The following is a 26,800-nucleotide window of genomic DNA, read 5'->3' on the forward strand; positions in this document are numbered from 1 at the left end:
AAGAGACGGCAACGAAATGCCTATCACCCACCACACCACACACCGCATCGGCTGGGGCGCAACAACTCTGGCGGTGGCCGCGACCATCGCCGCACTGTCCGCGCCCACCGTCACTGCCTCCATCGACGGTCCCGAGGTCGACGATTGTTCGACCGGCACCTGCACGGTGCCATCGTCCTACGTCGCCGGACAGACCTACTCGTTCTACGCGGGCCCATTTCTGACGAACGTGAGCGCCACGAGCTTCTACGACAACGGGAAATGCATCGGCAGCATCTCGTACCCACACACCGGCCGCAATGCCATCGCATGGGTTCCGACCACCGCCGGAACACACGAACTCTCCGTTGCGACCTCCTCCACGATCCCGTTCGTGGTGATGCAGCCGTATACGTTCACGGTGTCGGTGGTCGCCGCGCCACCGGGATCAGGCACTCCGCAGCCCCCGCAGCAGGGCACCTGCACCCAATCCGGAAGCGCGAACCTGCTCGGATCCGGCAGTTCCAACTTGCTCGGATCCGGCAGTTAGCACGCGCCGGGCGCGCGGCGGACCGTTCGCTCAGTCCTGGAATTCGGGTGGGCGGCGGTCGCGGCGGGCGCGGATGGCCTCGTCGAAGTTGTCGGTGGTGAGACGGACGTAGAGCTGGGCCATGCCCTCGTTCTGCATGTGGGATTCGAAACTGCCCGCCTCCAGGCCACTCCACAGCAGGCGCTTGGTGAGCTCGCCGCCGACCCGGCTCCAGCGGATGATCTGGTCGGCGGTGTCGTAGGCGGCCTCGAGGAGTTTGTCGCCGGGGACGACGCGGGAGACGATGCCGATGCGTTCGGCTTCCGCGGCATCCACATCGCGGCCGGTGAGCATGATCTCGAAGGCGCGGGTGGAGCCGATGGCCCGCGGCAGCGTGTAGCTGATGCCGAGTTCGGCGGAGGTGAGGCCGTTGTTGATGCCCGCCGCACGGAAATACGCGTCCTCCGAGGCGATTCGGATATCGGTCCCCATGGCCAGGCAGAACCCGCCGCCGATGGCCGCGCCGTTGATGGCGCTGATCACCGGCTGGTGCATCCGCTTGATCGTGAGCATCACATTGTTCAGCAGCTCCATCGAGCGCCGCGCAATGCTGGTGCGCGTCAACCCCTCTACCCCCGGCACCTTGCCCGCGTGTTGCAGATCCGCGCCCGAGCAGAACCCGTGCCCGGCGCCCGTGAGCACCACCACGCGCACCTCGTTGTCGGCCGCCACGCTCTCGAGGGTCTCCCGCAGCGGCACCATCACGTCGAACGCCATGGCGTTCATCCGGTCCGGCCGGTTCAACGTGACCAACGCGATCCCCGGCCGCGGCTTCTCGACAAGCACAAACGACATCCGAACTCCCGTCCCGAAACTGTAACCTGTTTCAGAATCTACGCGAGAACCCCAGCTCCGTATAGAAAGAAGGGCCCGCGATCGGATGATCGCGGGCCCGTCACGAGCGGAGTGCCACTCGGCGGTACTACTCGGCCGCCGGAAGCAGGGCCTGCTCGATCTCGCTGCCGGAGGCGTCGGCGGCGCCGAGCCACACGTGCACCCGCTGGGCCACCTCGCCCGGAGTGAGGCCGAGATCCTGGTGGATCTTGCCGCGGGAGGAGTGGTCCAGGAAATGCTGGGGGACGCCGAGGTCGCGGGCCGGGACGTCGACGCCCGAACTGCGGAGCCGGGCGGAAACGGTGGAGCCGATGCCGCCGTGCAGGCCACTGTCCTCCAGGGTGACCACCAGGCGGTGGTTCCCGGCCAGCTTCACCACGGTGTCGGAGACCGGGAGGACCCAGCGCGGGTCGACCACGGTCACCGAGACGCCCTCGGCCTCCAGCAGATCCGCGACCTCGAGCGCGAGGTCGGCGAAGGCGCCGACCGCGACCAGCAGGACATCGGCGCGCACCGAGTACGCGGCAGCGTCTTCCACTTCCACGTCGGGCAGGCGCAGCACATCCACGCCCTCGAGGCGTTCCACCGCCGGAATCTCTTCGATCGCAGGGCCCTTGGGGAAGCGGATGGCGGTGGGCCCGTCGCTGATGTGCAGGGCCTCCCCCAATTCCTCACGCAGGCGGGCGGCGTCACGCGGGGCGGCGACCCGGATGCCCGGGATGATGCCCAGCACCGAGAGGTCCCACATGCCGTTGTGTGAGGCGCCGTCGTCGCCGGTGATGCCGGCGCGATCGAGCACCAGGGTCACCGGGAGCTTGAGCAGCGCCACATCCATGAGCAGCTGATCGAAGGCCCGGTTGAGGAAGGTGGAGTAGATGGCCACCACGGGGTGCAGACCGCCCAGGGCCATACCGGCCGCGGAGGTCATGGCGTGCTGTTCGGCGATGCCGACGTCGAACATGCGCTCCGGGAAGCGATTTCCGAACGGGGTCAGACCGGTCGGCCCCGGCATGGCGGCGGTGATCGCCACGATGTCGTCGCGCTGCTCGGCCTGGGCGATGAGCTCCTTGGAGAACACCGAGGTCCAGCTCGACGCGGACGGGCCGCCCAGCGGCTCACCGGTCTCCGGGTCGATCTGGCTGATGGAATGCATCTGATCGGCCTCGTGGTCCTCGGCCGGCTTGTAGCCGCGACCCTTCTGCGTCACCGCGTGCACGATGACCGGACCACCGAAGTCCTTGGCCCGCCGCAGCGCAGCCTCCAGCTGTACCGGATCGTGCCCGTCGACCGGGCCCACATACTTCAGCCCGAGATCGCTGAACAGCTCCTGCGGCGCGACCGCGTCCTTGATGCCGGTCTTGATGGCGTGCAGCATCGAGTACGCCGAATCCCCCACGCGCGGAATGCTCTGGACGATCCGCTTGGTGGCGTCGAGCGCGTGCTCATAGGCAGGCTGGGTGCGCAGCCCCGCGAGCCGCTCGGCGAGCCCGCCGATGGTCGGCGCATAGGAGCGGCCATTGTCGTTGACCACCACGATGACCGAGCGGTCCGGCCCGGCGGCGATATTGTTCAACGCCTCCCAGCACATGCCGCCGGTGAGCGCGCCGTCACCGACGACCGCGACCACATGCCGCTTCTGCCGGGTCAGCGCGAACGCCTTGGCGATGCCGTCCGCATAGGACAGCGAGGCCGACGCGTGCGAGGACTCCACCCAGTCATGGGCGCTCTCGGCCCGGCTCGGGTACCCCGACAGCCCGCCCTCTTTGCGCAGCGTGTCGAACCCGTCCTTGCGGCCGGTGAGGATCTTGTGCACGTAGGCCTGATGCCCGGTATCGAAGATGATCGGGTCGGCCGGCGAGTCGAAAACCCGGTGCAACGCGATGGTCAGCTCCACGACGCCGAGGTTCGGCCCCAGGTGCCCGCCGGTGACGGCGACCTTCCGCACCAGGAACTCACGAATCTCCTCGGCCAGCTCGTGCAGCTCCGGTACCGACAGCCGACGCAGGTCCTCGGGCGTGTCGACCCGGGAAAGCACTCCCACGGCTATTGCTCCCTCCGGATGTCTCCTGTGTTTGCAACAGTCTACGGAGCCCATTCCGGCCCCCGATGCCAGGAACGAAACGCCACCTGCAACATCCGTAGCAGATGTGAGGCTCAACACAGATTACGCCGGTTACAGTGGCCAAGAGGTCCCGTCCGGCGGCGTCGTCGCCCGCATCATCGACGAAGTGTACGAGCTGTGCCGGGCCGACACGTCGGGAACGCCGGCCGACTACATTCCGGAACTGGCGGCAGTACAACCCGATTCATTCGGCATCTGCCCGGCTACCGCGGACGGGCCGGTCTACGGCAGCGCAGATCTGGACGCCGCCTTCACGATTCAGTCGATCTCCGAGCCCTTCACGTATGCGCTGGCTGCTGCCTACACGCAGCCGATGCCGCCGTGCGCGCGGTCGGCGCACGGCGGCATCCGACCCGCCTCGGGCCGAGCCTCGTCCGACACCCCTCGTCCGGTCGCACGACGCCGCCCGTAGTCGTTCCCGCGATCAGCGGTAGCCGTACTCCTGCCAGCGATCCAGGACGCGCTGCTGGATCTCCGCGGGCCAGCCGTTCTCGAAGCTGCCCTTGATCGGGCGGCGGCCCTGCGGGAAGTGATCGGCCAGCAGGCAGTTGTAGATCACCTTGCCCGCCATGAAGGAATGCGCTTCCTCCGGCGAGAGGTAGACCGCGAGCTGATCGGAAACCGCTGCCGGGTAATGGAATTCACCGCGCTCGACATCCGGGTGGGAGCGGGTGGCGAAGGCCCACACCACCTCGTCGATATTCGTGATGTCGACATCGTCCTCGACCACCAGGATCTTGGGCGCATTGACCGACGGCTTGCCGGTGAAGATGATCTTGGCGATCTGGTCCACCAGCTCGTGCGAGCCCAGGCCGGTGGTCTCGTGCCAGTCCTGCCGCACCGCCAGGGTCAGCCAGTGCACCGCGGCCTCGAAGTTGTACCAGGCCGAGGAGATCGGCAGCCCGGCCTGCCGCAGCAGGTGAAGGATCTCGGCGGCACTGGTGGTGCCGATGATGGTGTGGTCCTCCTCCACCGGCGGGCCCGCCGCCACGGTCGGCTGGATCGCGCCGTCGCGGTGGGTGATCGCCGAGACGTGGAAGACCGCCTTGGGGCCGGCCTCGGTGGCGTTGTAGCCGGGGAACTCGTTGAACGGGCCCTCCATGACCGTCTCGTCGAGGGCGATGTGGCCCTCGATCACGATCTCGGCGGTGGCGGGCACCAGCAGGTCGACGGTCTCGGCCGGGACCAGTTCCAGGCCCTCGCCGAAGAGCGCGCCCAGGTAATGGGTTTCGTCCTCGCCCTCGGGAATCGGCATGCCGCCCACCCACGGCAGGCCCGGCTCGACGCCGATGGCCAGCGCGATCGGCATGGGCTCGCCGATCTCGGTCCACTTCGAGCGGATGATGCCCAGGTGCTGGGGTCCCGGGATCAGGCAGGCCAGGGTGTTCCGGTCGTGGATCATCATGCGGTTGATCGACCAGTTGGTCCACGAGCCGTCGGGGGTCTTGACGATGTTCATCCCGTAGGTCTGGATGTAGCGTCCGCCGTCATTGCCGTGCAGCTTCGGGGTCGGGAAGACGAACAGGTCGATGTCGTCGCCGAGCATGACGTTCTCTTTGCAGGGCGCGGCCGCACGGTCCACCACCACCGGCGGGATGCCCGGCTTGGCACGCGCGTCGGCGAGCACCTCCACGATCTGCTGACCGGTGGCGTCGGCGGGCAGGCCCAGCGCCAGCGCGATGCGCGCCAGCCGGTGCTGCGGACCCGAGAGCGCGCCGGGCGCGCCGAGCACCCGGAAACCACTGTCCTGATATCCGGTGATATTGCTGAACAACGGCGCGGGGGCCCGGAGATCGTAGGACCGGCGAATGATCGCGCCGATCTCCAGATTCCAGTCGACCTCGGTGTCGATGTGCTGCACCTCACCGATGGCGTCGAGCGCCTCGATGAACTCGCGCAGGCTCTTCAAATGCGGCACAGGGGTTTTCCTTAGCGTCGGGTGTTCACAGGTGTCGGGTGCTCATGACGATGCCGCCCATCTCGGTGACCACGGCAAGTCGACGCGATTCACTCGCCGGCTCAGCATCCGTCACGTGTCGGATAGCCATCAACGCCGAAATCCGCGAAGATCGATAAGAAATGCTGATCGAAGACTCGCCTCGAGGACCCCGCGTCGACCCGGCCGAACTGGAAGCGTTCGTGGTCCTCGCCGAAGAACTGCACTTCGGCCGGACCGCCGACCGCCTCGGACTGTCGCAGCCCCGGGTCAGCCAGCTGATCCGCAGCCTGGAGCGCCGCGTCGGCCGCCGCCTGGTCGAGCGCACCAGCCGCCGGGTCACCCTCAATCCGCTGGGCGAGCATCTGCTGGCCCGCGCGCGCCCGGCCTTCCAGGAGCTGCAGCGGGCCTTCGCCGAAACCCGCACCGCGGCACGGGGTCTGCGCATCGGATTCCTCGGGCCCTACGCGTCCACCCTGGACACCGCACTGACCGGATTCCGGGCCCGCCATCCGGAATGCCAGATCACGCTGACCCAGCTGGCGTGGACCGACATCTTCGGCCCGCTGCGGCGCGGCGAGGTGGATATCCAGATCTGCCTGGCCCCGGTCGAGCAGCTCGGCCTGACCGTCGGGCCGGAGGTGGGCGTGTTCCCGCGGCTGCTGGCCATCGCCCGCAGCCATCCGTGGGCCACCCGCGACAGCATCGACGTCGAGGATCTGGCCGAATTGCGGGTGATCGGACCGCATCCGGATGTCGCGCCCGAATTCGCGCGCGCCTTCTGGCCGCCGGCCACCACCCCGCGCGGGCGGCCCATCCCGCGGGTCGCGCCCGCGCGCACCGAACCCGAGATGCTCACCGCGGTCGCCCACAACAACGCCGTCTTCGCCACCACCACCGCCATGCCCACCTACTTCACCCATCCGGAGGTGGCATTCGTCCCGCTCACCGGCCTGCCCGACGCGCGGGTCCGGCTGGTGTGGCGCACCGACACCGACCATCCCAAGGTCGACGAATTCGCCGGGCTGGCCGCCGGACAGCCCGCGGCGGGCCTACGTCGGCAGGCGTAGCCGGGATTACGCACACGCGTGCAGGCGCGCCGCCGCGAACGCGCCTACGCTGGCGGACAACGAGATTGCTTCCCTCCCCCGAGGTGGATTGTCATGACCGATTTCGATCCCGCGGTCTACGGACCGTCCACCGTCCGCGTCGGCACCGCGGAACGCGAGCAGGCCGCCGCCGCACTGGGCGAGCATTTCGCCGCCGGCCGGCTCGACATCGCGGAATACGACGAGCGGGTGGGCCGGGCATACGCGGCCAAGACCGCGGGCGAGCTGGCGGTGCTGTTCGGCGACCTACCCCGGCCGCAACCGCCCGCGCCGCAGATCCCGGCCCCGCCTCCCGCCCCGCGCCGCCCGCTGCCGCTGGCCCCGATCGGTGCGGGTGTGCTGCTGGTGTTCATGATCGCGTTCGCGGTGACCACCCACTTCTTCCCGTTCTTCCTGTTCCCCGTGCTGTTCTTCGCCTTCGCGCGGGGGCGGCGCGGGTACGGGTATCGCGGTCCGGGCTACCACCGGATGTGAGGGCTAGGGTGAATTCGTGGGCGTCATAGGCGAACTGTTCCCCGGCAAGAAGCTGCAGGACGAGGGCAGCGAGGACGGCAGCGGCGAGGGCCACCGGCCCCGGGTCAGCCTCGATCTGGATGCCGGGGTGATCCGGGTGTCCCCGGCCCGGCCGGATCCCGGCCCGGACGCGCCCGCGTCGCAGGGCTAGTACACACCCGATAGGGTCGGGCTTCGACCAAGCCGAGGCGGCTCGGTGCGGCCGGAGGGTGAAAACACGTGACCGACAACAATGATCACTGGGCGAACCCCCGCGGCGGGCCACAGGGCTGGGGATATCCCGATGCGGCACAACAGGACTGGGGTTACCAGGGCGAGGCACCGCAGCCGACCGAATATCCGGGCTTTGCCGCGCAACTGCCCCCGGGGTACCAGCTCGCGCCTCCGCAGTACATCACGGGTCAGCAGCCCCAGTACGTCACCGGACAGCACCACCCGTACGTCACCGGGCAGCACTCTGTCCCGAATTATGCGGGGCAGCAACCGATTCCGGGCTACACGCCGCCATCCGCACCCGGCGGCGGGCCGCGCCGCACCCTGGTGATCCTCGCCGCGCTGGCCGCGGTCATCGTGCTGGCCGGCGGCGGTATCGCGGCGTATGCGCTGACCCGGGACTCCGCCGACAGCGGCACCACCGCCGCGCCCGGCACGACCGCCGCGCCCTCGGGCGGGCCGTCCGCCACCGGGCCGTCCCGCTCCGGCGCACCCAAGCCCGGCAGCACCACGGTGGTCGCCCCGGCACTGGGTATCAGCTACGACGTGCCCGCCGGGTGGACGATCGCCGAGCCCACCGACATCACCGTGCAGACCGGGGCCGACGGTTCGGTCATCGGGCACGCCAAGTCCACCGAGGGCAACGACTACTGCGCGGGCTCGGCATATCGGACCCTCGCCTTCGTCGCTCATGTCGACGGCAGCGATCCCGCCGCCGCGGCCGTCAAGGTGGCGAGAATCTCGGCGGAGAGCGGCTATTCGGACGCGACCGGCGGCAACCAGGGCGCGTCGGCCGCGGTCACCACCACCAGCGGCATCACCGGCCAGCAGGTCGAAACCTCCGGCAGCTGGCAGCCGGGCGCGCCGGGCTGCACCACGACCAGCTACTCGATCTACACCTTCGCGTTCTCCGGCCCGAACAAGGCGCTGCTGGTGCTGGCCATCCTGTCCGACCGTGGCACCCAGAGCGAACTCACCGCCGACCGGGCCGCGCAGATGATCGCCAGTCTCCGTACCTCCTGACCCGCGCCGATCAGGCTCAGGTCGTGGCCACCATGGACGACGACGAGATCTCCGCCGCGTTCGTCGGCGAGCTGACGCCCTACGCGGTGCCGGTGATCCTCGAGGAACCCAACCCCGACTGGCCGTCCTGGTACGCCGACGACGCCCGGGCGATCCGAGCAGCCTTGGGGCCGAAGGTCTTACGGCTCGAGCACACCGGATCCACCTCGGTGCCCGGCCTCGCCGCCAAGCCGGTGATCGACATCCTGCTCGTGGTCGCGGACACCGCCGACGAACCGGCCTACGTGTCCGCCCTCGAAGGCGCCGGATACACCCTGCGCGTACGCGAACCCGACTGGTACGAACACCGCTGCCTGGTCCGCCGCGTGGAAGACGGTGCGCCGCACGACGTCAACCTCCACGTGTTCTCCCCCGGCCTCGGCGACACCGAGATCGAGCGAGTGCTCGCCTTCCGTGATCGGCTCCGCACCCACGACGGTGACCGCGCCCACTACGAACGGACCAAACGCGAACTGGCGCAACGACAGTGGAAGTACGTCCAGCACTACTCCAACGCCAAGAGCGCGGTCATCGAGGAGATCATCGCCCGCGCCCTCCCTGCCCGCTAGCGTGTACCGCCGCCGGGGCCCGGCGGTCCTTGCCTCGGCCAATACACTGGCCGGATGCCCCTCGTCGAGGTGACCCACAAGCCGGAGCTTCCCGAGACCGTGCTGCGTGAGCTGGGCAAATGGCTGCCACACCTGGTGTCCCTCGCCGTCGAATGTCCGGAGGAGCCCTACGACGGCGACCTACAGCCGGGGGATGTCGAGATCCGCTTCCATCCGCTGGGCAAGTTCGATCGGTCGGGGATGGATGTGGTCATCGAGGTCCGGTCGAAGTACTTCGCGAGCCGGGCCGAGAACCGGCAGGAGCGCTGTGACCAGCTGCTCGCCGATATCGAGAAGTTCGTCGACGCGCATATCGGCGTCTACCTGACCCTGCCGGTCGCGGCCTGGTCGCAGAGCGAGTGACCATTCGCTGCCGGCCGGCGCGGTGGCGCTGCCGCCACTTCCAACAGACCAGGCCCACAACGTAGACCAGGCCCACAACGGCAATTTTCAATCAATGATTGAAATACTGATTGAACCGTGTTTCACTGCTTGCCATGGTCGAGAAGGTGTCCGCGGGAACGCGGGAACGACTGCTCGCGGCGGCCGAGCAGCTACTGCTGACCGAGCCCTATGACGAGGTATCGGTGCGCGCCGTCTGCGCGGCGGCGGGCGCCAACCCCGCCGCGGTGCACTACCACTTCGGATCCAAGGAGGCGCTGGTCGCCGCCCTCATCGAGGCCCGGCTCGGGCCGCTGTGGGAGGAGGGGCTGGGCCGGGCCACGGGCGGACGGGATTCGGTGCCCGCGGTGGTGGACACCATCCTCGCGCCGTTCCAGGAGCTGGCCGCGGATCCGCTGGGGCGCCTGCATCTTCGGCTGCTGGCCCGCTTCGTGCTGGGCCGGCATCAGACCTCGTGGCAGGGGCCGTGGTTCCGGATGGACTCCTGGACCGCGCTGCTGCCCGAACTGCGGGCCGGCGAGGCGCGACGGCGCTGGATGCTGGCCTTCGACCTGATCATCATGCGGTTCGGCGCTCCCGAGATCGAGGATCACGGGATGCCCGAACCGGCGTTGACGGCCCTGCGGAACTTCGTGGTGGCCGGACTCACGGCACCGGGAGAACAACCATGAACGAGATCTTCGCACCGGCGAAACTCGGCCCGATCACCCTGCGCAACCGGGTGATCAAGGCCGCCACCTTCGAGGGACGCACCCCCGACGCGCTGGTCACCCCCGAGCTCATCGACTTCCACCGCGAGGTCGCCGCGGGCGGCGTGGGCATGACCACCGTCGCCTACTGCGCGGTCGCGCCGGGCGGCCGCACCGACCGGCACCAGATCTGGATGCGGCCCGAAGCCGTTCCCGGACTGCGTGAGCTGACCGACGCGGTGCACGCCGAGGGCGCGGCCGCCAGCGCCCAGATCGGGCACGCCGGACCGGTCGCCAACGCCGCCTCCAACCGCGCGCCCGCGCTCGCGCCGAGCCGTATGTTCAGCCCGCTGAGCATGCATGCCATGCACGTGCCCGGCGACTCCGAGATCCGCGAACTCATTGCGGCACACGCGAATGCGGCGCTGCTGGCGGAGCAGGCCGGATTCGACGCGGTCGAAATCCATTTCGGCCACAACTATCTGGTGAGCTCGTTCCTGAGCCCACTGCTCAACCGCCGCCACGACAAGTGGGGCGGCACGCTCGCCAACCGGGCCCGGCTCGCACGCGAAATCGCCTGCGCTGTCAGGGATGCCGTGGGCGACCGGCTGGCGGTGACCGCCAAACTGAACATGGAGGACGGCCGCCGCGGCGGGCTCACGGTCCCGGAGAGCATCCAGGTAGCCGCCTGGCTGGAGGCCGACGGCGCGCTCGACGCCCTCGAATTGACTGCGGGCAGTTCACTTCTCAACCCCATGCTGCTGTTCCACGGCGACGCACCGCGCAAGGAGTTCGCCGAGGTGCTGCCCGGCCCGGCGCGCATGGGTTTCAAACTGGTCGGGCGTGCCTTCCTCAAGGAGTACCCCTACCACGAGGCGTACCTGCTGGAGCGGGCCCGCCAGTTCCGCCGCGAACTGTCCATGCCGCTGATCCTGCTGGGCGGCATCACCAATCTCGACACCATGAACCTGGCCATGACCGAGGGATTCGAGTTCGTCGCCATGGGCCGGGCGCTGCTGCGCGAGCCGAATCTGTTGCAGCGCATCCAGGCCGACGCGGCCACCCGGTCGGCCTGCGTGCATTGCAACAAGTGCATGCCCACCATCTACACCACCACCCGCTGCGTGTTCCGGCCGGAGCGGACCATCATCGATCTCGACGGAAGGCACCGAGCATGAAGGGTCAAGCCCGGAGGCGTCGCTCCTCCTCCCCGCGCTTGCAAAGCGTAACCATGGAGGGCTCCGCTCAGGCTCGAAAGGATGCGGCATGAGCGGACGGCTCGACAGACGTGTAGCGCTGATCAGCGGCGCGGCATCGGGAATGGGCGCCTCGCACGCGCGGGCATTCGTGGCCGAGGGTGCCTCGGTGCTCATCGGCGACATCTCCGACGAGGCGGGCGCGAAACTGGCCGCCGAACTCGGCGACGCCGCAGAGTACGTCCACCTCGATGTCACCAAGGCCGAGGACTGGCGCACGGCCGTGGACACCGCGGTCGAACGGTTCGGCAAGCTCGACGTGCTGGTCAACAATGCCGGCATCCTCGACTTCGGGCCGCTCGGCACCTACACCGAAGAGCAGTGGCAGCGTGCCCTGTCCATCAACCTCACCGGCCCCTTCCTCGGCCTGACCGCCGCCCGCGACGCCCTGGTGGCGGCCAGGCCCGCAGCGGTGGTGAACATCTCCTCCGCTGCGGGTATCCAGGGCGTGCCGGGCGCGCACGCCTACACCGCCTCGAAATTCGGGGTGCGCGGGCTCACCAAGTCCGCGGCGCTCGAGCTCGCCCCGCACGGGGTGCGGGTGAATTCCGTTCACCCGGGCGGGATCATGACGCCCATGATCGGCGTGCCCGAGGGCACGACCACCGATCGCGACGCGAACCCCCTGGCCCGCCTCGGCGTGCCCGAGGAGGTCACGGCGCTCGTGGTGTTCCTCGCGAGCCACGAATCCAGCTATTGCAATGGCGCCGAGTTCGTCGTCGACGGCGGTATGACGGCGGGCCGCCCGGTCTGAGACCTACTGCTTGTAGGTCGCCAGGAAACGCCCGATGCGCTCGATGATGGCCTCGAGCTCATCGGCGTGCGGCAGCGTCACGATCCGGAAGTGGTCGGGGCGCGGCCAATTGAAGCCGGTGCCCTGCACGATGTGGATCTTCTCGCGCAGCAGCAGATCCAGCACGAACTGCTCGTCGTCGTGGATCTGATACATGTCGAGGTCGATGCGCGGGAAGGCGTACAGCGCTCCCCGGGGCTTCACGCACGAGATGCCCGGGATGGCGTTGAGCGCCTCCCACGCGCGGTCGCGCTGCTCGCGCAGGCGACCGCCGGGCAGGGTGAGGTCGTAGATGCTCTGGTGCCCGCCGAGCGCGGCCTGAATCGCCTGCTGCGCAGGGACATTCGCGCACAGCCGGAGACCCGCCAGCATGGTCAGGCCCTCGAGGTAGTTCTCGGCGTGCTCGATCGGACCCGATACCACCAGCCAGCCACCGCGGAAGCCGGCGGCGCGGTAGGACTTGGAGAGCCCGGAGAAGGTGAGGCACAACAGATCCGGGGCCAGCGCGGCGGTCGCGGTGTGGGTCAGGCCGTCGTAGAGGATCTTGTCGTAGATCTCGTCGGAGAACACCACCAGGTTGTGGCGGCGCGCGATCTCCAGCATCTGACGCACCACCTCGGGCGAATACACCGCGCCCGTGGGGTTGTTCGGGTTGATGATGACCAGCGCCCGGGTGCGGTCGGTGATCTTGGACTCGATATCGGCCAGATCGGGCATCCAGTCCGAGCCCTCGTCACAGATGTAGTGCACGGGCCGGCCGCCGTTGAGCGCGGTGGCGGCGGTCCAGAGCGGGAAATCCGGTGCGGGAACCAGGACTTCGTCGCCGTTCTCCAGCAGCGCGGTCATGGCCATCATGATGAGCTCGGAGACGCCGTTGCCCAGGAAGACCTGTTCGACGTCGAGCTCGGAGAGTCCGAGCGTCTGGTAGTACTGCACCACCGCGCGCCGCGCCGAGAGCAGGCCCTTGGAGGTGGAGTAGCCGCTGGACTGCGGCAGATTGCGGACCATGTCCTGAAGCAGTTCGGCGGGCGCCTCGAAGCCGAAGGTCAGCGGGTTGCCGGTGTTGAGCTTCACGACGTGATGCCCTTCCGCCTCCAGCCGTGCGGCGTGCTCGGCGACCGGCCCGCGGATCTCGTAGGACACGCCCGCCAGCTTGCTCGACTGCTTCACCTGCATCAAACGACCCCTTCTCGGTGTGGTTGCCGCACACTCTACTTGGAAATTCCAAGTTTGCACTTGGTATTTCCAAGTTGTTGGTTAGAGTGGGATCGTGACACGCCGAAGCTACGACCACTACTGCACCGTCAGCCGGGCCCTCGACATCGTCGGCGACCGGTGGAACCTGCTGGTGGTCCGCGAATTGTGTTCGGGCCCGCGCCGATACAGCGACCTGTTCGCCGACCTGCCCGGCATCAGCACCGATGTGCTGGCCGCCCGGCTCAAGGATCTCGAGCGTGACGGGATTCTCACCAAACGCCGCGTCGGCCCCCGCGCCGGAACCGCGGTCTACGAACTCACCGACTCCGGCGCGGCGCTGCGGCCGGTGCTGGACTCGCTGTCGGCCTGGGGCGCGGCACAACTCGGCGAACAGCGCGCGACCGACGCCGTGCGGGCGCACTGGTTCGCGCTCCCCCTCGGACATGCCGTGGCCGAGCTGGTGCCCGCCGGCACCGTCACGGTCCGCATCGGCGAGACCGCCTTCCACTACGTGATCACCGAATCCGGCCTCACCCATCACGACGGCCCGGCCGCCGCACCGGATCTGGAGATCCGGCTGGAGCTGGCCGCGGCGAGCGAGATCGCCACCGGCGCCCGCTCGCTCCCCGCGACCCTCGACCAGGCGACCGGAACCGGGCAACCGGTCGGCTGAACTGCGTCACCCGTCGTCGACGCGGTGGCGGCAGTTGGCCGGCGGCCGTCGGTAGCATCGGCTGGGTTGTGCCCGCATCGATCGAGGAGGAATCCGTGACCAGCGAGAACGCCACCGGCACGATCACGATCGTCGGCTCGGGCAGTGCCAGTGCCACGCCGGACATCATGCGGGTGTCGATCTCGGTGGAGACGCGCGCCGACACCGTGGCCGCCGCCTACGCGCGGGCCGGGGAACGCGCCGACGCGGTGATCTCGTCGCTGCGCGCGGACGGCGTGGCGGGTCGCGACATCACGACCAGCGGGCTCACGGTGCGCGCGGAAACCGTATGGACCGAAGGGAATCGGGAGAAGCTGGTCGGCTATATCGCCGGCACGGCGCTGACGGTCACGCTGCGCGAGATCGCCGGCGCCGGCGGGGAGGCGAAACCCGCCGCCGACGGCGGGCCCGCCGCGATCATCGCGCACGCGGTCGACGCGGGCGGCGACGATGTGCGCCTGGGCGGGCTGACCCTGACCGTCGCCGACGAGGAGAGCCTCATGGTCCGCGCCCGCGACGCCGCCTGGGACCACGCGCTGGGCAAGGCCGAACAGTACGTGTTCCGAGCGGGCCGCAGGCTGGGTCCGGTGCTCGAGATCACCGAGAACGTCTCCGGTCCCGCGCCCACGCCGCGAATCGCGTTCGCCGCCGGCAAGATGGCCGCCCCGGGCGGCGCGGTGCCGGTGGAGCTCGGGGAGAGCGAACTGTCCACCAGCGTCCGGATCACCTGGCAGCTGGCCTGAGTCTCAGAGCTCGACCTGCGCCAGCAGGGAACCGGCACGCACGGCGGTGAGCTGAATGCGAAACCGGGTGGCGTCCGCCCGGGTTCGATGCGGAAACGGGTCCTCGACGACCATCCCGCGCAGATCGTGCAGCAGCCGCGTGCCCTGCGCGATGGTGAGGCGGCCGATGTCCACCAGGTGCCGCACATTGCGACCGCCGTCCGGATCACCGGTCCCGGCCGCGTACGCCGTCACCTGCTGCAACGCCGACCGCAGCCGCTTCTCGCACGCCGGGAACCGGCCCCGCTCATAGTGTTTCACCGCGTGCCGCAGGTGATCCAGCGCCGTTTGCTGGCCGCGCACCTCGAGCTCGGTCTCCAGCAGCGCCACCCGCTCGGCCAGCCGCACCGGCAGCCACGCCGTGGGTTTCAGGCGACATCGCACGCTCGCCTCCGGCCCCGCACCGATCACCCGGTCGATCTTCATCCGGTAGCCGTCCTCGAGTAGCGCGGTGCGCAGCGCCGACATCCACGCCGGAAGACTCTTGCGCGCCAGGGACTCTCCCTGCAGGAACCGCGCCACCGTCACCTCGACCAGATCCAGCAGCGCCCGATCCGCCTCCGCGTTTCCGCCCAGCGCCGCCAGCCGCGCCCCGTACACCGGCGTCACCAGCCGCCCCCAGTAGCTGTCGGCGTTCACCCACAACTCGACGCCGTACTCCGGCCGCTTGAGATCCGCCCCCAGCAGCAATGCCTCGAGCGAGTGGAACCGCGACTGATCCCCATAGATCAGCTCCACCACCGACGCCACAGTCGGATCCGACAACGTAGTCATGGGCAACATCTTGGCGCACCCCCAAACCGTCCGCGCCCCAACCCATCCCCCGCGACCTCGACCCGTCACACCGAGATCGGGGAGCTGTCGGTGCGGAGCATCGGGCGACATTCCGCAGGGACAGCTCCCCGATCTCGAAGGACCTGGTCAGCGTTCCAGGACCGCGATGCACTCCACGTGGTGGGTACCGGGGAAAGCGTCGAAGACGCGCAGGTCCACCGGCTGGTAGCCGACGGCGCGGTAGAGACCGATGTCCCGGGCGAAAGCGGCGGGGTCGCAACCGATGTGGATGATGCGCCGGGGCGAACGCTCACTCAGCGCATTGATCACGTCCTTGCCCGCGCCCGCGCGCGGCGGGTCGAGCACGACGACATCCGGTGCGGTATCCCGTTGTTCGTGAATCCACCGCTCGACGCGCTCGACGGTCAGGTCCACCCACGGCAGATCCCGCAGCGCGGCACGCCCTTCGGCGACCGCCGTGCGCGCGAACTCGACACCGTGCACCATCCCGGTCACACCGACCTGCTCCGCCAGCCGCGCGGCGAACACGCCCACGCCGCAGTACAGGTCCCAGACCAGCGCCCCGGGCGCGCAGTCCGCCCACTCCGCCACCACATCCGAATAGCACTGCGCCGCACCGTAATGCGGCTGCCAGAACCCGGTCGCCGACAGCTCCCACCGCCGCTCGCCCACGTACTGCACCGCCTGGCCGCTGCCATCCACCACGCGTTCGGTCCGCGCACTGTGCGCCGCCGCCCGCCGCGCGGCGGTACTGCGCCGATCACCCCCGCCACGCCGACCGGAATCCCCTGCCCCACCGCCTCTTTCACGCCGCCCGCGCGGACCACCCGCCGCCGCCCCGGCCGGAGCCAGTTCGACGACATGCCGCATCCCGTCCCCGTCCACGGCCACAACGAGATCCGCCCCGGGCGTCCACACCCGCTCGCCGATCCCCGCCATGGCCCCCGCCACCGGCTGCGGGCACCGCAGATCCGCGATCACCTCGGTGCTCCGATACCGGTGCACCCCGGCCCGACCCTCCGCGTCCACCACCAGCCGCACCCGGCTCCGCCATCCGGCGGTATACGACCCCACCGAAGGCTCGCCGCCCTGCGCCGCTTCCCCGGCACCTGGGCGGCCGATGAGCGCCCGCGCCGAGGGCGTCGACACCCCGCCGATTCGACCCGGCGGGACGCTCGTGCCCGGGGTCGGGCGCGGGGCCGTCGCGGCGGGCTCGGCGCGACGGCCGAGCAGAGTCGAGCCGAGGTCGGTCGTCACGCTGCCGAGCCGCCCGGGATGGCCGGGCTCCGGGATCGGTGCACCGAGTGAGGTTCCTGGTGCCACACCACCGATCGCCAACCCGGGCGGTGCCGGGATCGGTTCGACGGCGAAGTCCGGTTCCCAGTCGGCGAGGCGGCGCAGCTGCTCGGCGACGACCTGGCGTGTGAGTTCGCGCTGGGCCGCGGGGGTGGCGAAGGTGAAGTCGCAGCAGCCCGCACCGCCGGGGCCGGAGACCGGGCAGGTGGCGGGGATGCGGTCGGGCGAGGGGTCGAGGATCTCGATGGCGTCGGCGCGGCAGAAGGAACCGCCGCGGTCCTCGGTGACGAGAGCGCGGACCAGTTCACCGGGCAGGCCGTGGCGGACGAACAGCACGCGGCCCTCGTGGCGGGCCACACAGAAGCCGCCGTGGCCGGGCGGGCCCAGGCGGACCTCGAAGACCTCTCCGTACCAATCGGATCCGGCGCTCATGCCTCGTCTCCGAATCCGCGACGCACCGATCCGGGGGCATTGACCACCCGGCCGGGACGGGCCCGGCCCGCCGAGGACGACAGCTGCCAGGGCACGCTCGTCACCATCACGCCGGGCTCGAACAGCAGCCGGCCCTTCAGCCGCAGCGCACTCTGGTTGTGCAGCAACTGCTCCCACCAGCGGCCGACCACGTATTCGGGGATGAATACGGTCACCACGTCACGTGGGGAGTCCTTGCGGACCCGCTTCACGTAATCCACCACCGGCTTGGTGATCTCACGGTACGGGGACTCGATCACCTTGAGCGGCACCACGATATCGCTGCGCTCCCATTCCCGCACCAGCGCCCGGGTGTCGGGCTCGTCGACGTTCACCGTGATGGCCTCGAGCGCGTCGGGCCGGGTGGCGCGGGCGTAGGCCAGGGCGCGCTTGGTGGGCAGGTGCAGCTTGGAGACCAGCACGATGGAGTGCGTGCGACTGGGCAGTACGCCGTCCCACTCGGACTCGTCCAGCTCCCGCGACACCGTGTCGTAGTGGCGGCGAATGAGTTTCATCAGCCCGAAGATGGCCGCCATGGTGACGATCGCGATCCACGCGCCCGCCAGGAACTTGGTGACCAGCACGATCAGCAGCACGGTCGCGGTCATGGTGAGACCGATCGCGTTGATCACCCGCGACCGCTTCATCCGCGACCGCACCGCCGGATCGGTCTCGGTGCGCAGCAGTCGCGTCCAGTGCCGCAGCATGCCGGTCTGACTCAGCACGAACGACACGAACACGCCCACGATGTAGAGCTGGATCAGGCGCGTCACCTCCGCGCCGAACAGCACCACGAACGCGATGGCCGCGCCCGCCAGGAACAGGATGCCGTTGCTGAACGCCAGCCGATCACCGCGGGTGTGCAACTGCCGCGGCAGGAAACGGTCCTGCGCCAGAATCGAACCCAGCACCGGGAAGCCGTTGAAGGCGGTATTGGCCGCCAGCACCAGGATCAGCGCGGTGACGATGGTGATGAAGTAGAAGCCGGGCTGGAATCCGGAGAACACCGCGCCCGCCAGCTGCGCCACCAGCGTCTTCTGCTCGTATCCGGCGGGTGCGCCGATCAGGTCGTCGGTGTTGTGCGCGTACACGATGCCGACCTTCTGAGTGAGCACGATCATGCCCATGAAAAGCGTCACCGCGATGCAGCCGAGCAGCAGCAGGGTGGTCGCGGCATTGCGGGACTTGGGTTTGCGGAACGCGGGCACGCCATTGCTGATCGCCTCGACACCGGTCAGCGCCGCACAACCGGAGGAGAACGCGCGCGCGAGGAGGAACACGAACGCCAGCCCGAACAGATGCTCGTCCTCGGCCTTCAGACCGAAGCCGTAGGACTCGGCGTGCACGGTCTGCCCCAGGCCGAGCCGGGTGAAGCCCCAGATGAGCATGATGAACATGCCGATCATGAAAGCGTAGGTGGGAATCGCGAAGGCCGTACCGGATTCCCGCACGCCGCGCAGATTGATTGCGGTGAGGATCACGATCGCCGAGACCGCGAACAACACCTTGTGGGTGGCCACGAACGGCACCGCCGACCCGATATTGGAGGCCGCCGACGAAATCGACACCGCCACCGTGAGCACGTAGTCCACCAGCAGCGCGCTGCCGACGGTCAATCCCGCGGTGGGGCCGAGGTTCTTGGTCGCGACCTCGTAGTCGCCGCCGCCGGAGGGGTAGGCGTGCACGTTCTGGCGGTAGCTGGCGACCACCACGGCCATCACCAGTGCGACCGCCAGACCGAGCCACGGCGCGTAGGCGTAGGCCGACAGTCCGGCCACCGACAGCACCAGGAAGATCTCCTCCGGCGCGTATGCCACCGAGGACAACGCGTCCGAGGCGAACACCGGGAGCGCGATCCGCTTGGGCAGCAGCGTATGCCCGAGAGAATCGCTGCGGAATGGGCGGCCGACCAGCATGCGCTTGGCGGCCGTCGTCAACTTCGACACTCCAGGCAGCATAAGGCAGTGCGCGAGCGACCGTGTTCGGGGCGCGACCTCGCAGTCGTAGGGTGGCGGGTGCGGGTTGTGAGGTTTTCCCGGTTCCGGTTTGAACGGCTTCCGGAGGGGGAAAGTGCCCGCAGTGAGACTCGAACGGTACGGTTGCGACCCGAGCAAGCAACCAGACCGCACACCACGGTTTTCGGGAATGGGGTTCGTACGGTGTACGTCGTGATCATGGGGTGTGGGCGGGTCGGCTCCTCGCTCGCTCGCGCCCTCGTCCGCATCGGCCACGAGGTCGCGGTGATCGATCAGAATTCGAGCGCCTTCCTGCGTCTGGGCCGCGACTTCCCCGGTTCGTGCATCACCGGCGTCGGTTTCGATCGAGATGTCTTGACCCGCGCCGGAATCGAGCGCGCCGGCGCCTTCGCCGCGGTGTCCTCCGGCGACAACTCCAACATCATCTCCGCCCGCGCGGCCCGCGAGACCTTCGGCGTGGAACGCGTGGTGGCCCGCATCTACGACGCCAAGCGCGCCGCCGTGTACGAGCGCCTGGGCATCCCCACCATCGCCACTGTGCCCTGGACCACCGACCGCTTCCTGCGCGCCCTGGTCGCCGACCAGTCGACCACCACCTGGCGCGACCCGACCGGCACCGTCGCGGTCACCGAACTCGTCCTGCACGAGAACTGGTACGGGCGTTCGGTGCATTCGCTCGAGGACGCCATCGGCGCCCGGGTGGCCTTCATCATCCGCTTCGGACAGGGCGTACTGCCCAATGGCAAGTCCATGCTGCAGGCCGACGACCTGGTCTATGTCGCCGCCACCTCCGGCACCGTCGGCGAGGCCGTCGCACTCGCCGCGAATCCCCCCGCTAGCGAAGACTGATCGTGAAAGAAGCCCGAGCATGAAGGTAGCCATCGCCGGCGCCGGAGCCGTCGGCCGCTCCATCGCCCAGGAACTCCTGCGCGGCGGCCACCAGGTCATGCTGCTGGAACGCCGCCTCGACCACATCGACCCGACCAGCGCGCCCACCGCGGTCTGGACCCACGCCGACGCCTGCGAACTCGAAACCCTCGAGGAGGCCGGGCTGGAAACCTACGACGTGGTCATCGCCGCCACCGGCGACGACAAGGTGAACCTGGTGTTCAGCCTGCTGGCCAAGACCGAGTTCGGTGTGGGGCGCGTGGTGGCCCGCGTCAACGACCCCCGCAACGAGTGGCTGTTCGACTCGTCTTGGGGGGTGGACGTCGCCGTCTCCACCCCGCGCCTGCTCGCCTCCCTGGTCGAGGAGGCCGTCTCGGTGGGCGACCTGGTCCGGCTGATGACACTGCGCCAGGGTCAGGCCAACCTGGTCGAGATCACCCTGCCCACCGACACCCCCTTGGCGGGCAAGGCCGTTCGCACCCTCGCCCTGCCCCGCGACGCCGCCCTGGTCACCATCCTGCGCGGCGGCCGCGTCATCGTCCCGCAGGCCGATGACCCCCTGGAGGGCGAGGACGAGCTGCTGTTCGTCGCCTCCGTCGAAGCCGAGGACGAACTGCGCAAAGCGCTCGGCGTCAACGGGTTCAACAGCAGGGGCAACGCCCCGGCCTGACCGCGCGCCGACCACGGATCCGGACACAACAGTGGGCCGGACGCACCCCCTGCGCCCGGCCCACTCGCCGTTGTCCACACCGAACCGTCAGGACGCCACCCGCAGTTCGGCGCGCAGCCGGTTCAGCGCGCGATGCTGCATGACCCGCACCACGCCCGGGCTGGTGCCGATGGCCTCGGCGGTCTCCGCCGCCGTCCACCCCAGCACAATTCGCATGACCAGCACCTCACGGTGGGTCGAGGACAGCACCTGCATGAGATCGCGTGCCGCCCGGCGGGTTTCCATCGCCAGCGCCCGCTCCTCGGGTCCCGCCTCGTTCATCGGCGCGTCCGGGAACTCCGCAACCGGGTAGGCCGGGTGCAACTGCGCCCGCCGGAATGCGTCGGCCACCTTGTTCGCCGAGATGCCGTAGACGAAAGCCAGGAACGACTTGCCCTGATCCCGGTAGCGCGGGATGGCCTGCACCGTCGCCAGGCAGACCTCCTGCGCCACATCGTCCGCGGTCACGTGCAGGTGACCCGCGCCGCCCATGCGCGCCGCGCAGTAGCGGCGCACCAGCGGATACACGATCCTGAGAATCTCCGAGACCGCTGCCCGGTCACCGGCGGCGGCCGGGCCGATCAGCTTCTCCAATTCCACTGCGGCGCGCCGGGACTCCGACGTCGCCACACTGCCTGTTTTGCCTCCCCGCCCCGCCGGGTGCCGGCGCGAGGCTGCAATCTGCATCGCAGTCCCGAGCCCCTCGCCACGGTCCTGCGCTGCCACTGCCTTGCCGTCGGTAACCAACTCCGCGATCCTTTCTCCGAATGAGCTACTGAGAGCTCCTGAGAAAGATCGTGCTCGCCGGAGGCCCGCCGAAATAGGTACCCCAGGGGTGGGTTGGTCACCCCCTTCCGTCCCCCAATGGCCCCGAAGGTGTTGCGCTCTGGACTTTTAGCGCGATAAGGGCCCGATCGGGCGGTTGTCTAGCCCGCGGATTCCGGGGCTTTGGCGGACGAGGAGGGCAGATGGCCCGCCTTGCGCACCGCCCAGAAGGTCACCAGCGCCGCCACCGCGGTCAGCGGCCAGCCCATGGCGATGCGCGCCACGGCCAGCAGGCCGGTGCTGTTGGCGTCGTAGAGGTGGTTCTGCACCAGGTAGCGGGCCACGAACACCACCGCCCACACCGCGGTCGCGATGTCGTACAGCCGCATGACGCGCTTGTCCGACCGCCACTCGGTGCCGTGCCCGTTGAGCGCACCCCAGATCACGCCCGCCAACGGCCACCGCACCACCAGCGACATCAGGAACACACCGCCGTAGACCAGGCTGGCGTAGATCCCGAACAGGAAGAAGCCCTTGGCCTCACCCATCCGGTAGGCGATGAACGCGCACACGCCCACCCCGAGGAAGCCCGAGATGGCCGGCTGGATCGGACCGCGACGCACCAGGCGCCACACCAGGATCGCCGCGGCCACGCCCAGCGACGCCCAGATGGCGGCGGTCAGCCCGCGCAGCGAGTTCACCGGCACGAACACCAGCACCGGCAGCGAGGAGTAGATCAGGCCGCTGAGACCGCCCATCTGCTCGAGCAGCGTCTGTTCGGGTTCCTGCTCGCCCTCGTCGTCGGCGGCGTCCCGGGCCGCGCGCTCGGCGTCGACCAGCGCCTGCATGTCCTCGTCCAGCAGCGCGTGGTCCATGCGCAGTGGCGATTCGTCGCCCGAGACGGCATTCAGCTGGACCGTGGGCGGATCGAACGGGGCTGGCGCGCCGAAGGACTCGGTGCGATCACGGCCCTGGTCGCCGTTGCTGGTGGGGTTAGGCATGAGTGTCAGGAGTTCCCGCGGAGTTCGTAGTAGGGGTTGTAGATGACCTTGCCGCCGTCGCGTTCGCCGACCCGGCCGCGCACCAGGATACGACGACCCGGCTCGATTCCCGGGATGCGACGCCGCCCGATGAACACCAGCGCCACACTGTCGGTGCCGTCGAAGAACTCGGCTTCCACCTCGGCGCCCGCCGATTTGGGACAGGCCTCGACACTGCGGAGCCGCCCCAGCATGGTGACTTCCTCACCACGCCGGCACTCCGATGCCCGGCACGCGCCCGACGCCTCCGACGTCTCGGCGAGCTCCTCGGCATCCAAACGATCCAGGTCCTCTGTCAGGCGCCGGCCGAGCCGCCGGAAATAGCCCGACGGGGTGTCCTTCCCACCCGCGGATGGCATCTCGCACGCTCTCCTGTAGAGCTCGACGGCGTGGGTCTCACGTCGTTCGTTCCTTCCACGGCGCCCGGCGGTATGCCATCCGGCCGCCCGTGGCCGTACCTCCGCCACTGTAGATGGGACGGCCTGCACCCGCCACGCACGCTGGTCACCAGTACTCTCGATCGGTGCCCGATCTACCACGTCCGGCGGTCGCCGTCGCTTTGCCCGGAACCGGCTCCGACGCCCATTTCGCCCGCCGCGCCTTCGGATCCGCTTGCGCCGCACTGGATCTGCCGTTCCTGGCGGTCGACCCGGACCCGCGCGGGGTGATCGACAGCTACCGCAGCGCCCTGGACGCCGCCGCGCGCTCAGGCCCGGTGCTGATCGCGGGCATCTCGCTGGGTGCGGCCGTCGCCGTCGACTGGGCCGCGCACCACCCGGACTCGGTGTACGGCGTGGTCGCCGCTCTGCCCGCCTGGACCGGCGCCGACACGACCGGCTGCCCCGCCGCCCTGAGCGCCGCCGCCACCGCCGCCCAGCTGCGCGCCGACGGCCTCGACGCCGTCCTGACCCGCATGCGCGAATCCAGCCCCGCCTGGCTGGCCGAGGCCCTCACCCGCTCCTGGACCTCCCAGTGGCCCGAGCTGCCCGGCGCTCTGGAAGAGGCCGCCGCCTACCGCTGGCCCGAACCCGAGATCCTGGCCGCCGTCACCGCCCCCGTCGAGGTCATCGGCGCGATCGACGACCCCGTCCACCCGTTCGTCGTGGCGGAGCGCTGGACCACGCTGCTCCCGCACGCCACGCTGCACTCGATCACCCTCGACGAGCTGGGCGCGGACCCGTCGATCCTCGGCGCCCGGGGCATCAACGCCCTGCTGCCCCGCCGCATCCCCACCCCCTGACCGGAATCCGTCCCCGCCACGACGCCTGTCCGTGACTGCGGTGGGTCGCGCTCACGACAGTGCGGCGGCCGCACTGCACACCTTCATCGCGCCGATTGCGAAACGGGGCTCCGCCACTGTGGCGGAGCCCCGTTTCGCTTGTCGTGCAGCCGAATCCGGCCAGGCCGGTCCGGACCGTCCGGTCAGTTCAGGCCGAGCTGCTGCATGGCCGAGCCCTCCGCGCCGCGACGCGGTTCGGCGGGCGCCTGCTCGGGCTGGAAGGCCGGGCCGCCCTGCATGGCGGCCATCTGGGCCTGCATGGCCTGCTGCTGGGCGGCCAGCTGCTGCTGGTGGGCGGCGGCGAGCTGGTCGGCCAGCTCCTGGGGTAGGACCACCGGCAGCGGTTCACGCACCGGCAGCGGCTCGTCCCCACGGCGCACCACGGTCTCGCTCATGACCGCGCGAGCCGCGGCCACCAGCGGGGTGTTCTCGTCGGCCGCACCGGTCGGACCGGCCGCGACCAGGCGCACCATCCAGCGGTAGCCGTCCACGCCGATGAAGCGCAGATCCGCACCCTGGGTCACGGCGTGCAACTCACGGCCCCACGGACCCTGCACCACCGACACCTGCGCACCGTCCTTGCGCAGCGTCTCGGCCAGATCGGCTGCCACCGAACGCCATTGGCCCGAGGTCTTGGGAGCGGCGTAGGCCGCCACCGTGATCCGGCCGTGCTGGGTGGCCAGGTGCACCGCCTGCGGCGCGCCTTCGGGGGTCATCTCGACCTGCAGCTGCCCGCCCGGCGGCACCGGCACGATGACCGAGCCCAGATCCAGGCGCTGCTCGGCGATCGACTCGAGCCGGTCGGCGACGTCCTCGTAGTCGTAGGGACCGGTCTCCGGGCCGCGGGCGGCGGGCTCCTCGAACTCCTCGAATTCGTCTGCCGCGTAGCCGGTCTCGTCGTACTCGTCCGCGTCCTCGTACTCGTCGTACTCGGTGTACTCGTCGTCGTACTGCGACGCGTCGTCTCTGTCGCCGCCCTTGTTCTTCTTGCGTCCGAACACCATCGTCATGCCTCCTTGCCGGTCGCCTGACCCGCCCCACCGGACTGCGCGGACAGGCTGGCGTGCCCACCGCTGGATCCGTATCCTCCTGCGCCGCGCGCGGTGTCGTCGAGCGCCTCGACCTCGACGAAGTCCACCAATTCGACCTTCTGCACCAGCAACTGCGCGATGCGGTCACCCCGCCGGAGCTCGATGGCCGTGCGCGGATCGTGATTGATCAGGCACACCTTGATCTCACCGCGGTAGCCCGCATCGACCGTGCCGGGGGTATTGACAACCGACAGTCCCGCCTTCGCCGCCAGACCCGACCGCGGGTGGATCAGCCCGACCGTGCCGATCGGGAGCGCCACCGCGATGCCGGTGCCGACGAGCACCCGCTCCCCCGGTTCGATGATGACGTCCTCGGTGGTGCACAGGTCCACGCCGGCGTCGCCCTCGTGGGCACGCGTCGGTACGGGGATGCCGGGATCGAGCCGCAGCAGGGGAATAGGTGGAATACCGGTCACGTAGGCCGAGCCTACGCGTTCCCCCTCTCCGTCATTGACCTAGTCTGAAGTCGTGTCCGACCAGCCCCCTCAGGTGACCACGGGTCCCGAGCAGCAGACCGAGCCCCTCTACACCGAGCGCCTCTGGGTGCCGCTGTGGTGGTGGCCCGTCGCGCTCGTCGTCACGGGGCTGCTGGCAGCTGAAATCCACATGGGCGCACCGGGAGTGCGGGCGTGGCTGCCGTACGTGCTGCTGTTCCCGGTGCCCGTGTGGGTGCTGCTGTGGTTCTCCCGCCATCGCGTGGAAGTGGCCCCCGACGACGCCGGTGTCCCGGAACTGCGCACCGATCGCGCGCACCTGCCCGCGACCTTCGTCAAGCGCGCCGCACCGGTCCCGACCAGTGCGAAAAGCGCGGCGCTGGGCCGACAGCTCGACCCCGCCGCGTTTGTCCAGCATCGGGCCTGGATCGGGCCCATGGTGTTGCTCGTGCTCGATGATCCGGATGATCCGACGCCGTACTGGCTGGTCAGTACGCGTCATCCGGAACGCATCATCACCGCGCTCGGCCTGAAGAACGCAGCCGAGCAGTCCTGATTCATCGAGGTGCCGCGCCCTACTGCGAAGAGGTCTTTCCGCCCTGCTTCGCAATGGGGATTTTCCGCGCAGCCCCGTCCGGACCGCGCTCGGCGGACCGAGCGCGGGCTGACGGATTGCGCTCCGGGACCGTGCCCTATGCGGCGCAGTCCATGCAGATCAGCTGACCGCCGGACTCGGTGGCCAGTCGGCTGCGATGGTGCACCAGGAAGCAGCTCGAACATGTGAATTCGTCCGCCTGCTTCGGGATGACCCGGACCGAGAGCACTTCCTCGGAAAGGTCCGCGCCGGGAAGCTCGAACGATTCCGCGGTATCGGATTCGTCGATATCCACGACGGCGGACGCGGCTTCGTTGCGGCGAGCCTTCAGCTCCTCCAGCGAGTCCTCCGAAACCTCGTCGGATTCATTGCGCCGCGGTGCGTCATAGTCGGTTGCCATGTCGTCTTCCCCTCGTCCTTACTCCGTATATCCCGGACCGACACCCTCCTGACCGGCCCCTGGCAGGAGCCGGATCGGGTGGGATGCCGCCCCGCCCGTGGTGTACGTCACGCGTACACCGGTCACAGATCCGAGCCGGATACTCCTCATCCGCACCGGATCGCGCTCGGTCAACGCAGGACATGCCCTTGTTGTTCCCGAAATCGAACCCCAGTTTCACCCGGGCTGTACGATCTGGGCCGCCAGACAATAGCGGACCCCGGGA

At 69.4% G+C, this 26,800-nt stretch carries 29 protein-coding genes and 1 pseudogene; 17 read left to right on the plus strand and 13 right to left on the minus strand.

Annotated features, from left to right (window positions below):
* Positions 1-16 precede the first annotated feature (16 nt).
* Positions 17-529 (plus strand): hypothetical protein, encoded by a 513-nt coding sequence (locus tag ACFXN1_RS04060; protein WP_379463486.1) that lies wholly within the window; start codon positions 17-19, stop codon positions 527-529.
* Between the two features lie 30 nt (positions 530-559).
* On the opposite strand, the gene ACFXN1_RS04065 is transcribed toward ACFXN1_RS04060, so the two are convergent.
* Positions 560-1,363, minus strand: coding sequence for an enoyl-CoA hydratase (locus tag ACFXN1_RS04065; RefSeq protein WP_379444802.1), 804 nt, complete (start codon positions 1,361-1,363; stop codon positions 560-562).
* 127 nt (positions 1,364-1,490) lie between these two features.
* A complete protein-coding gene (dxs, locus tag ACFXN1_RS04070) occupies positions 1,491-3,443 on the minus strand; it encodes a 1-deoxy-D-xylulose-5-phosphate synthase (protein WP_379444803.1) in 1,953 nt (650 codons plus the stop codon).
* A gap of 106 nt (positions 3,444-3,549) precedes the next feature.
* On the opposite strand from dxs, the pseudogene ACFXN1_RS04075 reads away from it, so the two are divergent.
* Positions 3,550-3,825: pseudogene (locus ACFXN1_RS04075) on the plus strand (glutaminase); the annotation flags it as partial.
* Positions 3,826-3,948: 123 nt separating this feature from the next.
* On the opposite strand, the gene ACFXN1_RS04080 reads toward ACFXN1_RS04075, so the two are convergent.
* Positions 3,949-5,442 (minus strand): UbiD family decarboxylase, encoded by a 1,494-nt coding sequence (locus ACFXN1_RS04080; RefSeq protein ID WP_379444804.1) that lies wholly within the window; start codon positions 5,440-5,442, stop codon positions 3,949-3,951.
* Between the two features lie 161 nt (positions 5,443-5,603).
* Between ACFXN1_RS04080 and ACFXN1_RS04085 the strand changes: the two genes are divergently transcribed.
* The 9 genes from ACFXN1_RS04085 to ACFXN1_RS04125 all read left to right on the plus strand — a co-directional run bounded on the left by ACFXN1_RS04085 (position 5,604) and on the right by ACFXN1_RS04125 (position 12,066).
* Entirely contained in the window at positions 5,604-6,530 is a 927-nt protein-coding gene (locus tag ACFXN1_RS04085) for a LysR family transcriptional regulator (protein ID WP_379444805.1), read from the plus strand.
* A 93-nt stretch (positions 6,531-6,623) separates the two neighbouring features.
* Positions 6,624-7,043, plus strand: coding sequence for a DUF1707 domain-containing protein (locus tag ACFXN1_RS04090; protein WP_379395612.1), 420 nt, complete (start codon positions 6,624-6,626; stop codon positions 7,041-7,043).
* 16 nt (positions 7,044-7,059) lie between these two features.
* On the plus strand, positions 7,060-7,233 hold the full coding sequence (locus ACFXN1_RS04095; RefSeq protein ID WP_364618937.1) for a hypothetical protein: 174 nt from the start codon (positions 7,060-7,062) through the stop codon (positions 7,231-7,233).
* 68 nt (positions 7,234-7,301) lie between these two features.
* Positions 7,302-8,318, plus strand: coding sequence for a hypothetical protein (locus tag ACFXN1_RS04100; protein ID WP_379444806.1), 1,017 nt, complete (start codon positions 7,302-7,304; stop codon positions 8,316-8,318).
* Between the two features lie 32 nt (positions 8,319-8,350).
* Entirely contained in the window at positions 8,351-8,926 is a 576-nt protein-coding gene (locus tag ACFXN1_RS04105; RefSeq protein WP_379444825.1) for a GrpB family protein, read from the plus strand.
* Between the two features lie 54 nt (positions 8,927-8,980).
* A complete protein-coding gene (locus ACFXN1_RS04110; RefSeq protein ID WP_379444807.1) occupies positions 8,981-9,328 on the plus strand; it encodes a hypothetical protein in 348 nt (115 codons plus the stop codon).
* A 134-nt stretch (positions 9,329-9,462) separates the two neighbouring features.
* Positions 9,463-10,038, plus strand: a complete 576-nt coding sequence (locus ACFXN1_RS04115; RefSeq protein ID WP_379395618.1) for a TetR family transcriptional regulator — start codon at positions 9,463-9,465, stop codon at positions 10,036-10,038.
* A complete protein-coding gene (locus tag ACFXN1_RS04120; protein ID WP_379444808.1) occupies positions 10,035-11,234 on the plus strand; it encodes an NADH:flavin oxidoreductase in 1,200 nt (399 codons plus the stop codon). The genes ACFXN1_RS04115 and ACFXN1_RS04120 overlap by 4 nt, the downstream gene beginning before the upstream one ends.
* Positions 11,235-11,322: 88 nt before the next feature.
* Positions 11,323-12,066, plus strand: a complete 744-nt coding sequence (locus ACFXN1_RS04125) for an SDR family oxidoreductase (RefSeq protein WP_379444810.1) — start codon at positions 11,323-11,325, stop codon at positions 12,064-12,066.
* 3 nt (positions 12,067-12,069) lie between these two features.
* Here the strand turns inward: ACFXN1_RS04125 and ACFXN1_RS04130 are convergent, their stop codons facing one another.
* Entirely contained in the window at positions 12,070-13,281 is a 1,212-nt protein-coding gene (locus ACFXN1_RS04130; RefSeq protein WP_379395624.1) for a pyridoxal phosphate-dependent aminotransferase, read from the minus strand.
* A 94-nt stretch (positions 13,282-13,375) separates the two neighbouring features.
* Here ACFXN1_RS04130 and ACFXN1_RS04135 point away from each other — a divergent pair, with 94 nt between their 5' ends.
* Positions 13,376-13,975: a winged helix-turn-helix transcriptional regulator gene (locus ACFXN1_RS04135; RefSeq protein ID WP_379444812.1), complete on the plus strand. Its 600-nt coding sequence runs from the start codon at positions 13,376-13,378 to the stop codon at positions 13,973-13,975.
* Positions 13,976-14,070: 95 nt separating this feature from the next.
* Positions 14,071-14,757 carry an SIMPL domain-containing protein gene (locus ACFXN1_RS04140; RefSeq protein WP_379444813.1) on the plus strand — a complete coding sequence of 229 codons (687 nt, stop codon included), beginning with the start codon at positions 14,071-14,073 and terminating at the stop codon, positions 14,755-14,757.
* Positions 14,758-14,760: 3 nt separating this feature from the next.
* On the opposite strand, the gene ACFXN1_RS04145 is transcribed toward ACFXN1_RS04140, so the two are convergent.
* The 3 genes from ACFXN1_RS04145 to ACFXN1_RS04155 form a co-directional block, all read right to left on the minus strand.
* Positions 14,761-15,570: a hypothetical protein gene (locus tag ACFXN1_RS04145; RefSeq protein WP_379444815.1), complete on the minus strand. Its 810-nt coding sequence runs from the start codon at positions 15,568-15,570 to the stop codon at positions 14,761-14,763.
* 147 nt (positions 15,571-15,717) lie between these two features.
* A complete protein-coding gene (locus tag ACFXN1_RS04150; RefSeq protein WP_379444817.1) occupies positions 15,718-17,319 on the minus strand; it encodes a TRAM domain-containing protein in 1,602 nt (533 codons plus the stop codon).
* Positions 17,316-19,304, minus strand: a complete 1,989-nt coding sequence (locus ACFXN1_RS04155) for an APC family permease (protein WP_379444819.1) — start codon at positions 19,302-19,304, stop codon at positions 17,316-17,318. Before ACFXN1_RS04155 ends, ACFXN1_RS04150 begins: the two co-directional genes overlap by 4 nt.
* A gap of 213 nt (positions 19,305-19,517) precedes the next feature.
* Between ACFXN1_RS04155 and ACFXN1_RS04160 the strand changes: the two genes are divergently transcribed.
* Entirely contained in the window at positions 19,518-20,183 is a 666-nt protein-coding gene (locus ACFXN1_RS04160) for a potassium channel family protein (protein ID WP_379444821.1), read from the plus strand.
* A 19-nt stretch (positions 20,184-20,202) separates the two neighbouring features.
* A complete protein-coding gene (locus ACFXN1_RS04165) occupies positions 20,203-20,892 on the plus strand; it encodes a potassium channel family protein (protein WP_379395638.1) in 690 nt (229 codons plus the stop codon).
* Between the two features lie 87 nt (positions 20,893-20,979).
* Here ACFXN1_RS04165 and ACFXN1_RS04170 read toward each other — a convergent pair whose 3' ends face one another.
* The 3 genes from ACFXN1_RS04170 to ACFXN1_RS04180 all read right to left on the minus strand — a co-directional run bounded on the left by ACFXN1_RS04170 (position 20,980) and on the right by ACFXN1_RS04180 (position 23,095).
* Positions 20,980-21,618, minus strand: coding sequence for a sigma-70 family RNA polymerase sigma factor (locus tag ACFXN1_RS04170; protein WP_379444823.1), 639 nt, complete (start codon positions 21,616-21,618; stop codon positions 20,980-20,982).
* A 239-nt stretch (positions 21,619-21,857) separates the two neighbouring features.
* The gene (locus tag ACFXN1_RS04175) at positions 21,858-22,544 is read right to left on the minus strand and encodes a DUF3159 domain-containing protein (protein ID WP_379395724.1); all 687 of its coding nucleotides are present in this window, start codon (positions 22,542-22,544) and stop codon (positions 21,858-21,860) included.
* Positions 22,545-22,702: 158 nt separating this feature from the next.
* On the minus strand, positions 22,703-23,095 hold the full coding sequence (locus tag ACFXN1_RS04180; protein WP_354836890.1) for an OB-fold nucleic acid binding domain-containing protein: 393 nt from the start codon (positions 23,093-23,095) through the stop codon (positions 22,703-22,705).
* A gap of 164 nt (positions 23,096-23,259) precedes the next feature.
* Here ACFXN1_RS04180 and ACFXN1_RS04185 point away from each other — a divergent pair, with 164 nt between their 5' ends.
* A complete protein-coding gene (locus ACFXN1_RS04185) occupies positions 23,260-23,976 on the plus strand; it encodes an alpha/beta fold hydrolase (protein WP_379444824.1) in 717 nt (238 codons plus the stop codon).
* 182 nt (positions 23,977-24,158) lie between these two features.
* Here ACFXN1_RS04185 and ACFXN1_RS04190 read toward each other — a convergent pair whose 3' ends face one another.
* A complete protein-coding gene (locus tag ACFXN1_RS04190; RefSeq protein ID WP_379446438.1) occupies positions 24,159-25,016 on the minus strand; it encodes a DUF3710 domain-containing protein in 858 nt (285 codons plus the stop codon).
* A gap of 5 nt (positions 25,017-25,021) precedes the next feature.
* Positions 25,022-25,522 carry a dUTP diphosphatase gene (dut, locus tag ACFXN1_RS04195; RefSeq protein ID WP_379446435.1) on the minus strand — a complete coding sequence of 167 codons (501 nt, stop codon included), beginning with the start codon at positions 25,520-25,522 and terminating at the stop codon, positions 25,022-25,024.
* 52 nt (positions 25,523-25,574) lie between these two features.
* On the opposite strand from dut, the gene ACFXN1_RS04200 reads away from it, so the two are divergent.
* Positions 25,575-26,096: a DUF3093 domain-containing protein gene (locus tag ACFXN1_RS04200; protein ID WP_379446436.1), complete on the plus strand. Its 522-nt coding sequence runs from the start codon at positions 25,575-25,577 to the stop codon at positions 26,094-26,096.
* A gap of 136 nt (positions 26,097-26,232) precedes the next feature.
* Here ACFXN1_RS04200 and ACFXN1_RS04205 read toward each other — a convergent pair whose 3' ends face one another.
* Complete coding sequence (locus tag ACFXN1_RS04205) at positions 26,233-26,535, minus strand: DUF4193 domain-containing protein (protein ID WP_379395646.1); 303 nt, start codon at positions 26,533-26,535, stop codon at positions 26,233-26,235.
* Between the last annotated feature and the right edge of the window lie 265 nt (positions 26,536-26,800).

The sequence above is a fragment of the Nocardia sp. NPDC059154 genome (assembly GCF_042755705.1).
Lineage (GTDB): Bacteria > Actinomycetota > Actinomycetes > Mycobacteriales > Mycobacteriaceae > Nocardia.

Coding starts and splice junctions, on each gene's coding strand:
- ACFXN1_RS04060 (WP_379463486.1), top strand. CDS start 17: ATGCCTATCACCCACCACACCACACACCGCATCGGCTGGGGCGCAACA.
- ACFXN1_RS04065 (WP_379444802.1), bottom strand. CDS start 1,363: ATGTCGTTTGTGCTTGTCGAGAAGCCGCGGCCGGGGATCGCGTTGGTC.
- ACFXN1_RS04085 (WP_379444805.1), top strand. CDS start 5,604: ATGCTGATCGAAGACTCGCCTCGAGGACCCCGCGTCGACCCGGCCGAA.
- ACFXN1_RS04090 (WP_379395612.1), top strand. CDS start 6,624: ATGACCGATTTCGATCCCGCGGTCTACGGACCGTCCACCGTCCGCGTC.
- ACFXN1_RS04105 (WP_379444825.1), top strand. CDS start 8,351: ATGGACGACGACGAGATCTCCGCCGCGTTCGTCGGCGAGCTGACGCCC.
- ACFXN1_RS04110 (WP_379444807.1), top strand. CDS start 8,981: ATGCCCCTCGTCGAGGTGACCCACAAGCCGGAGCTTCCCGAGACCGTG.
- ACFXN1_RS04115 (WP_379395618.1), top strand. CDS start 9,463: ATGGTCGAGAAGGTGTCCGCGGGAACGCGGGAACGACTGCTCGCGGCG.
- ACFXN1_RS04120 (WP_379444808.1), top strand. CDS start 10,035: ATGAACGAGATCTTCGCACCGGCGAAACTCGGCCCGATCACCCTGCGC.
- ACFXN1_RS04125 (WP_379444810.1), top strand. CDS start 11,323: ATGAGCGGACGGCTCGACAGACGTGTAGCGCTGATCAGCGGCGCGGCA.
- ACFXN1_RS04130 (WP_379395624.1), bottom strand. CDS start 13,281: ATGCAGGTGAAGCAGTCGAGCAAGCTGGCGGGCGTGTCCTACGAGATC.
- ACFXN1_RS04145 (WP_379444815.1), bottom strand. CDS start 15,570: ATGACTACGTTGTCGGATCCGACTGTGGCGTCGGTGGTGGAGCTGATC.
- ACFXN1_RS04150 (WP_379444817.1), bottom strand. CDS start 17,319: ATGAGCGCCGGATCCGATTGGTACGGAGAGGTCTTCGAGGTCCGCCTG.
- ACFXN1_RS04165 (WP_379395638.1), top strand. CDS start 20,203: ATGAAGGTAGCCATCGCCGGCGCCGGAGCCGTCGGCCGCTCCATCGCC.
- ACFXN1_RS04170 (WP_379444823.1), bottom strand. CDS start 21,618: ATGCAGATTGCAGCCTCGCGCCGGCACCCGGCGGGGCGGGGAGGCAAA.
- ACFXN1_RS04175 (WP_379395724.1), bottom strand. CDS start 22,544: ATGCAGGCGCTGGTCGACGCCGAGCGCGCGGCCCGGGACGCCGCCGAC.
- ACFXN1_RS04180 (WP_354836890.1), bottom strand. CDS start 23,095: ATGCCATCCGCGGGTGGGAAGGACACCCCGTCGGGCTATTTCCGGCGG.
- ACFXN1_RS04205 (WP_379395646.1), bottom strand. CDS start 26,535: ATGGCAACCGACTATGACGCACCGCGGCGCAATGAATCCGACGAGGTT.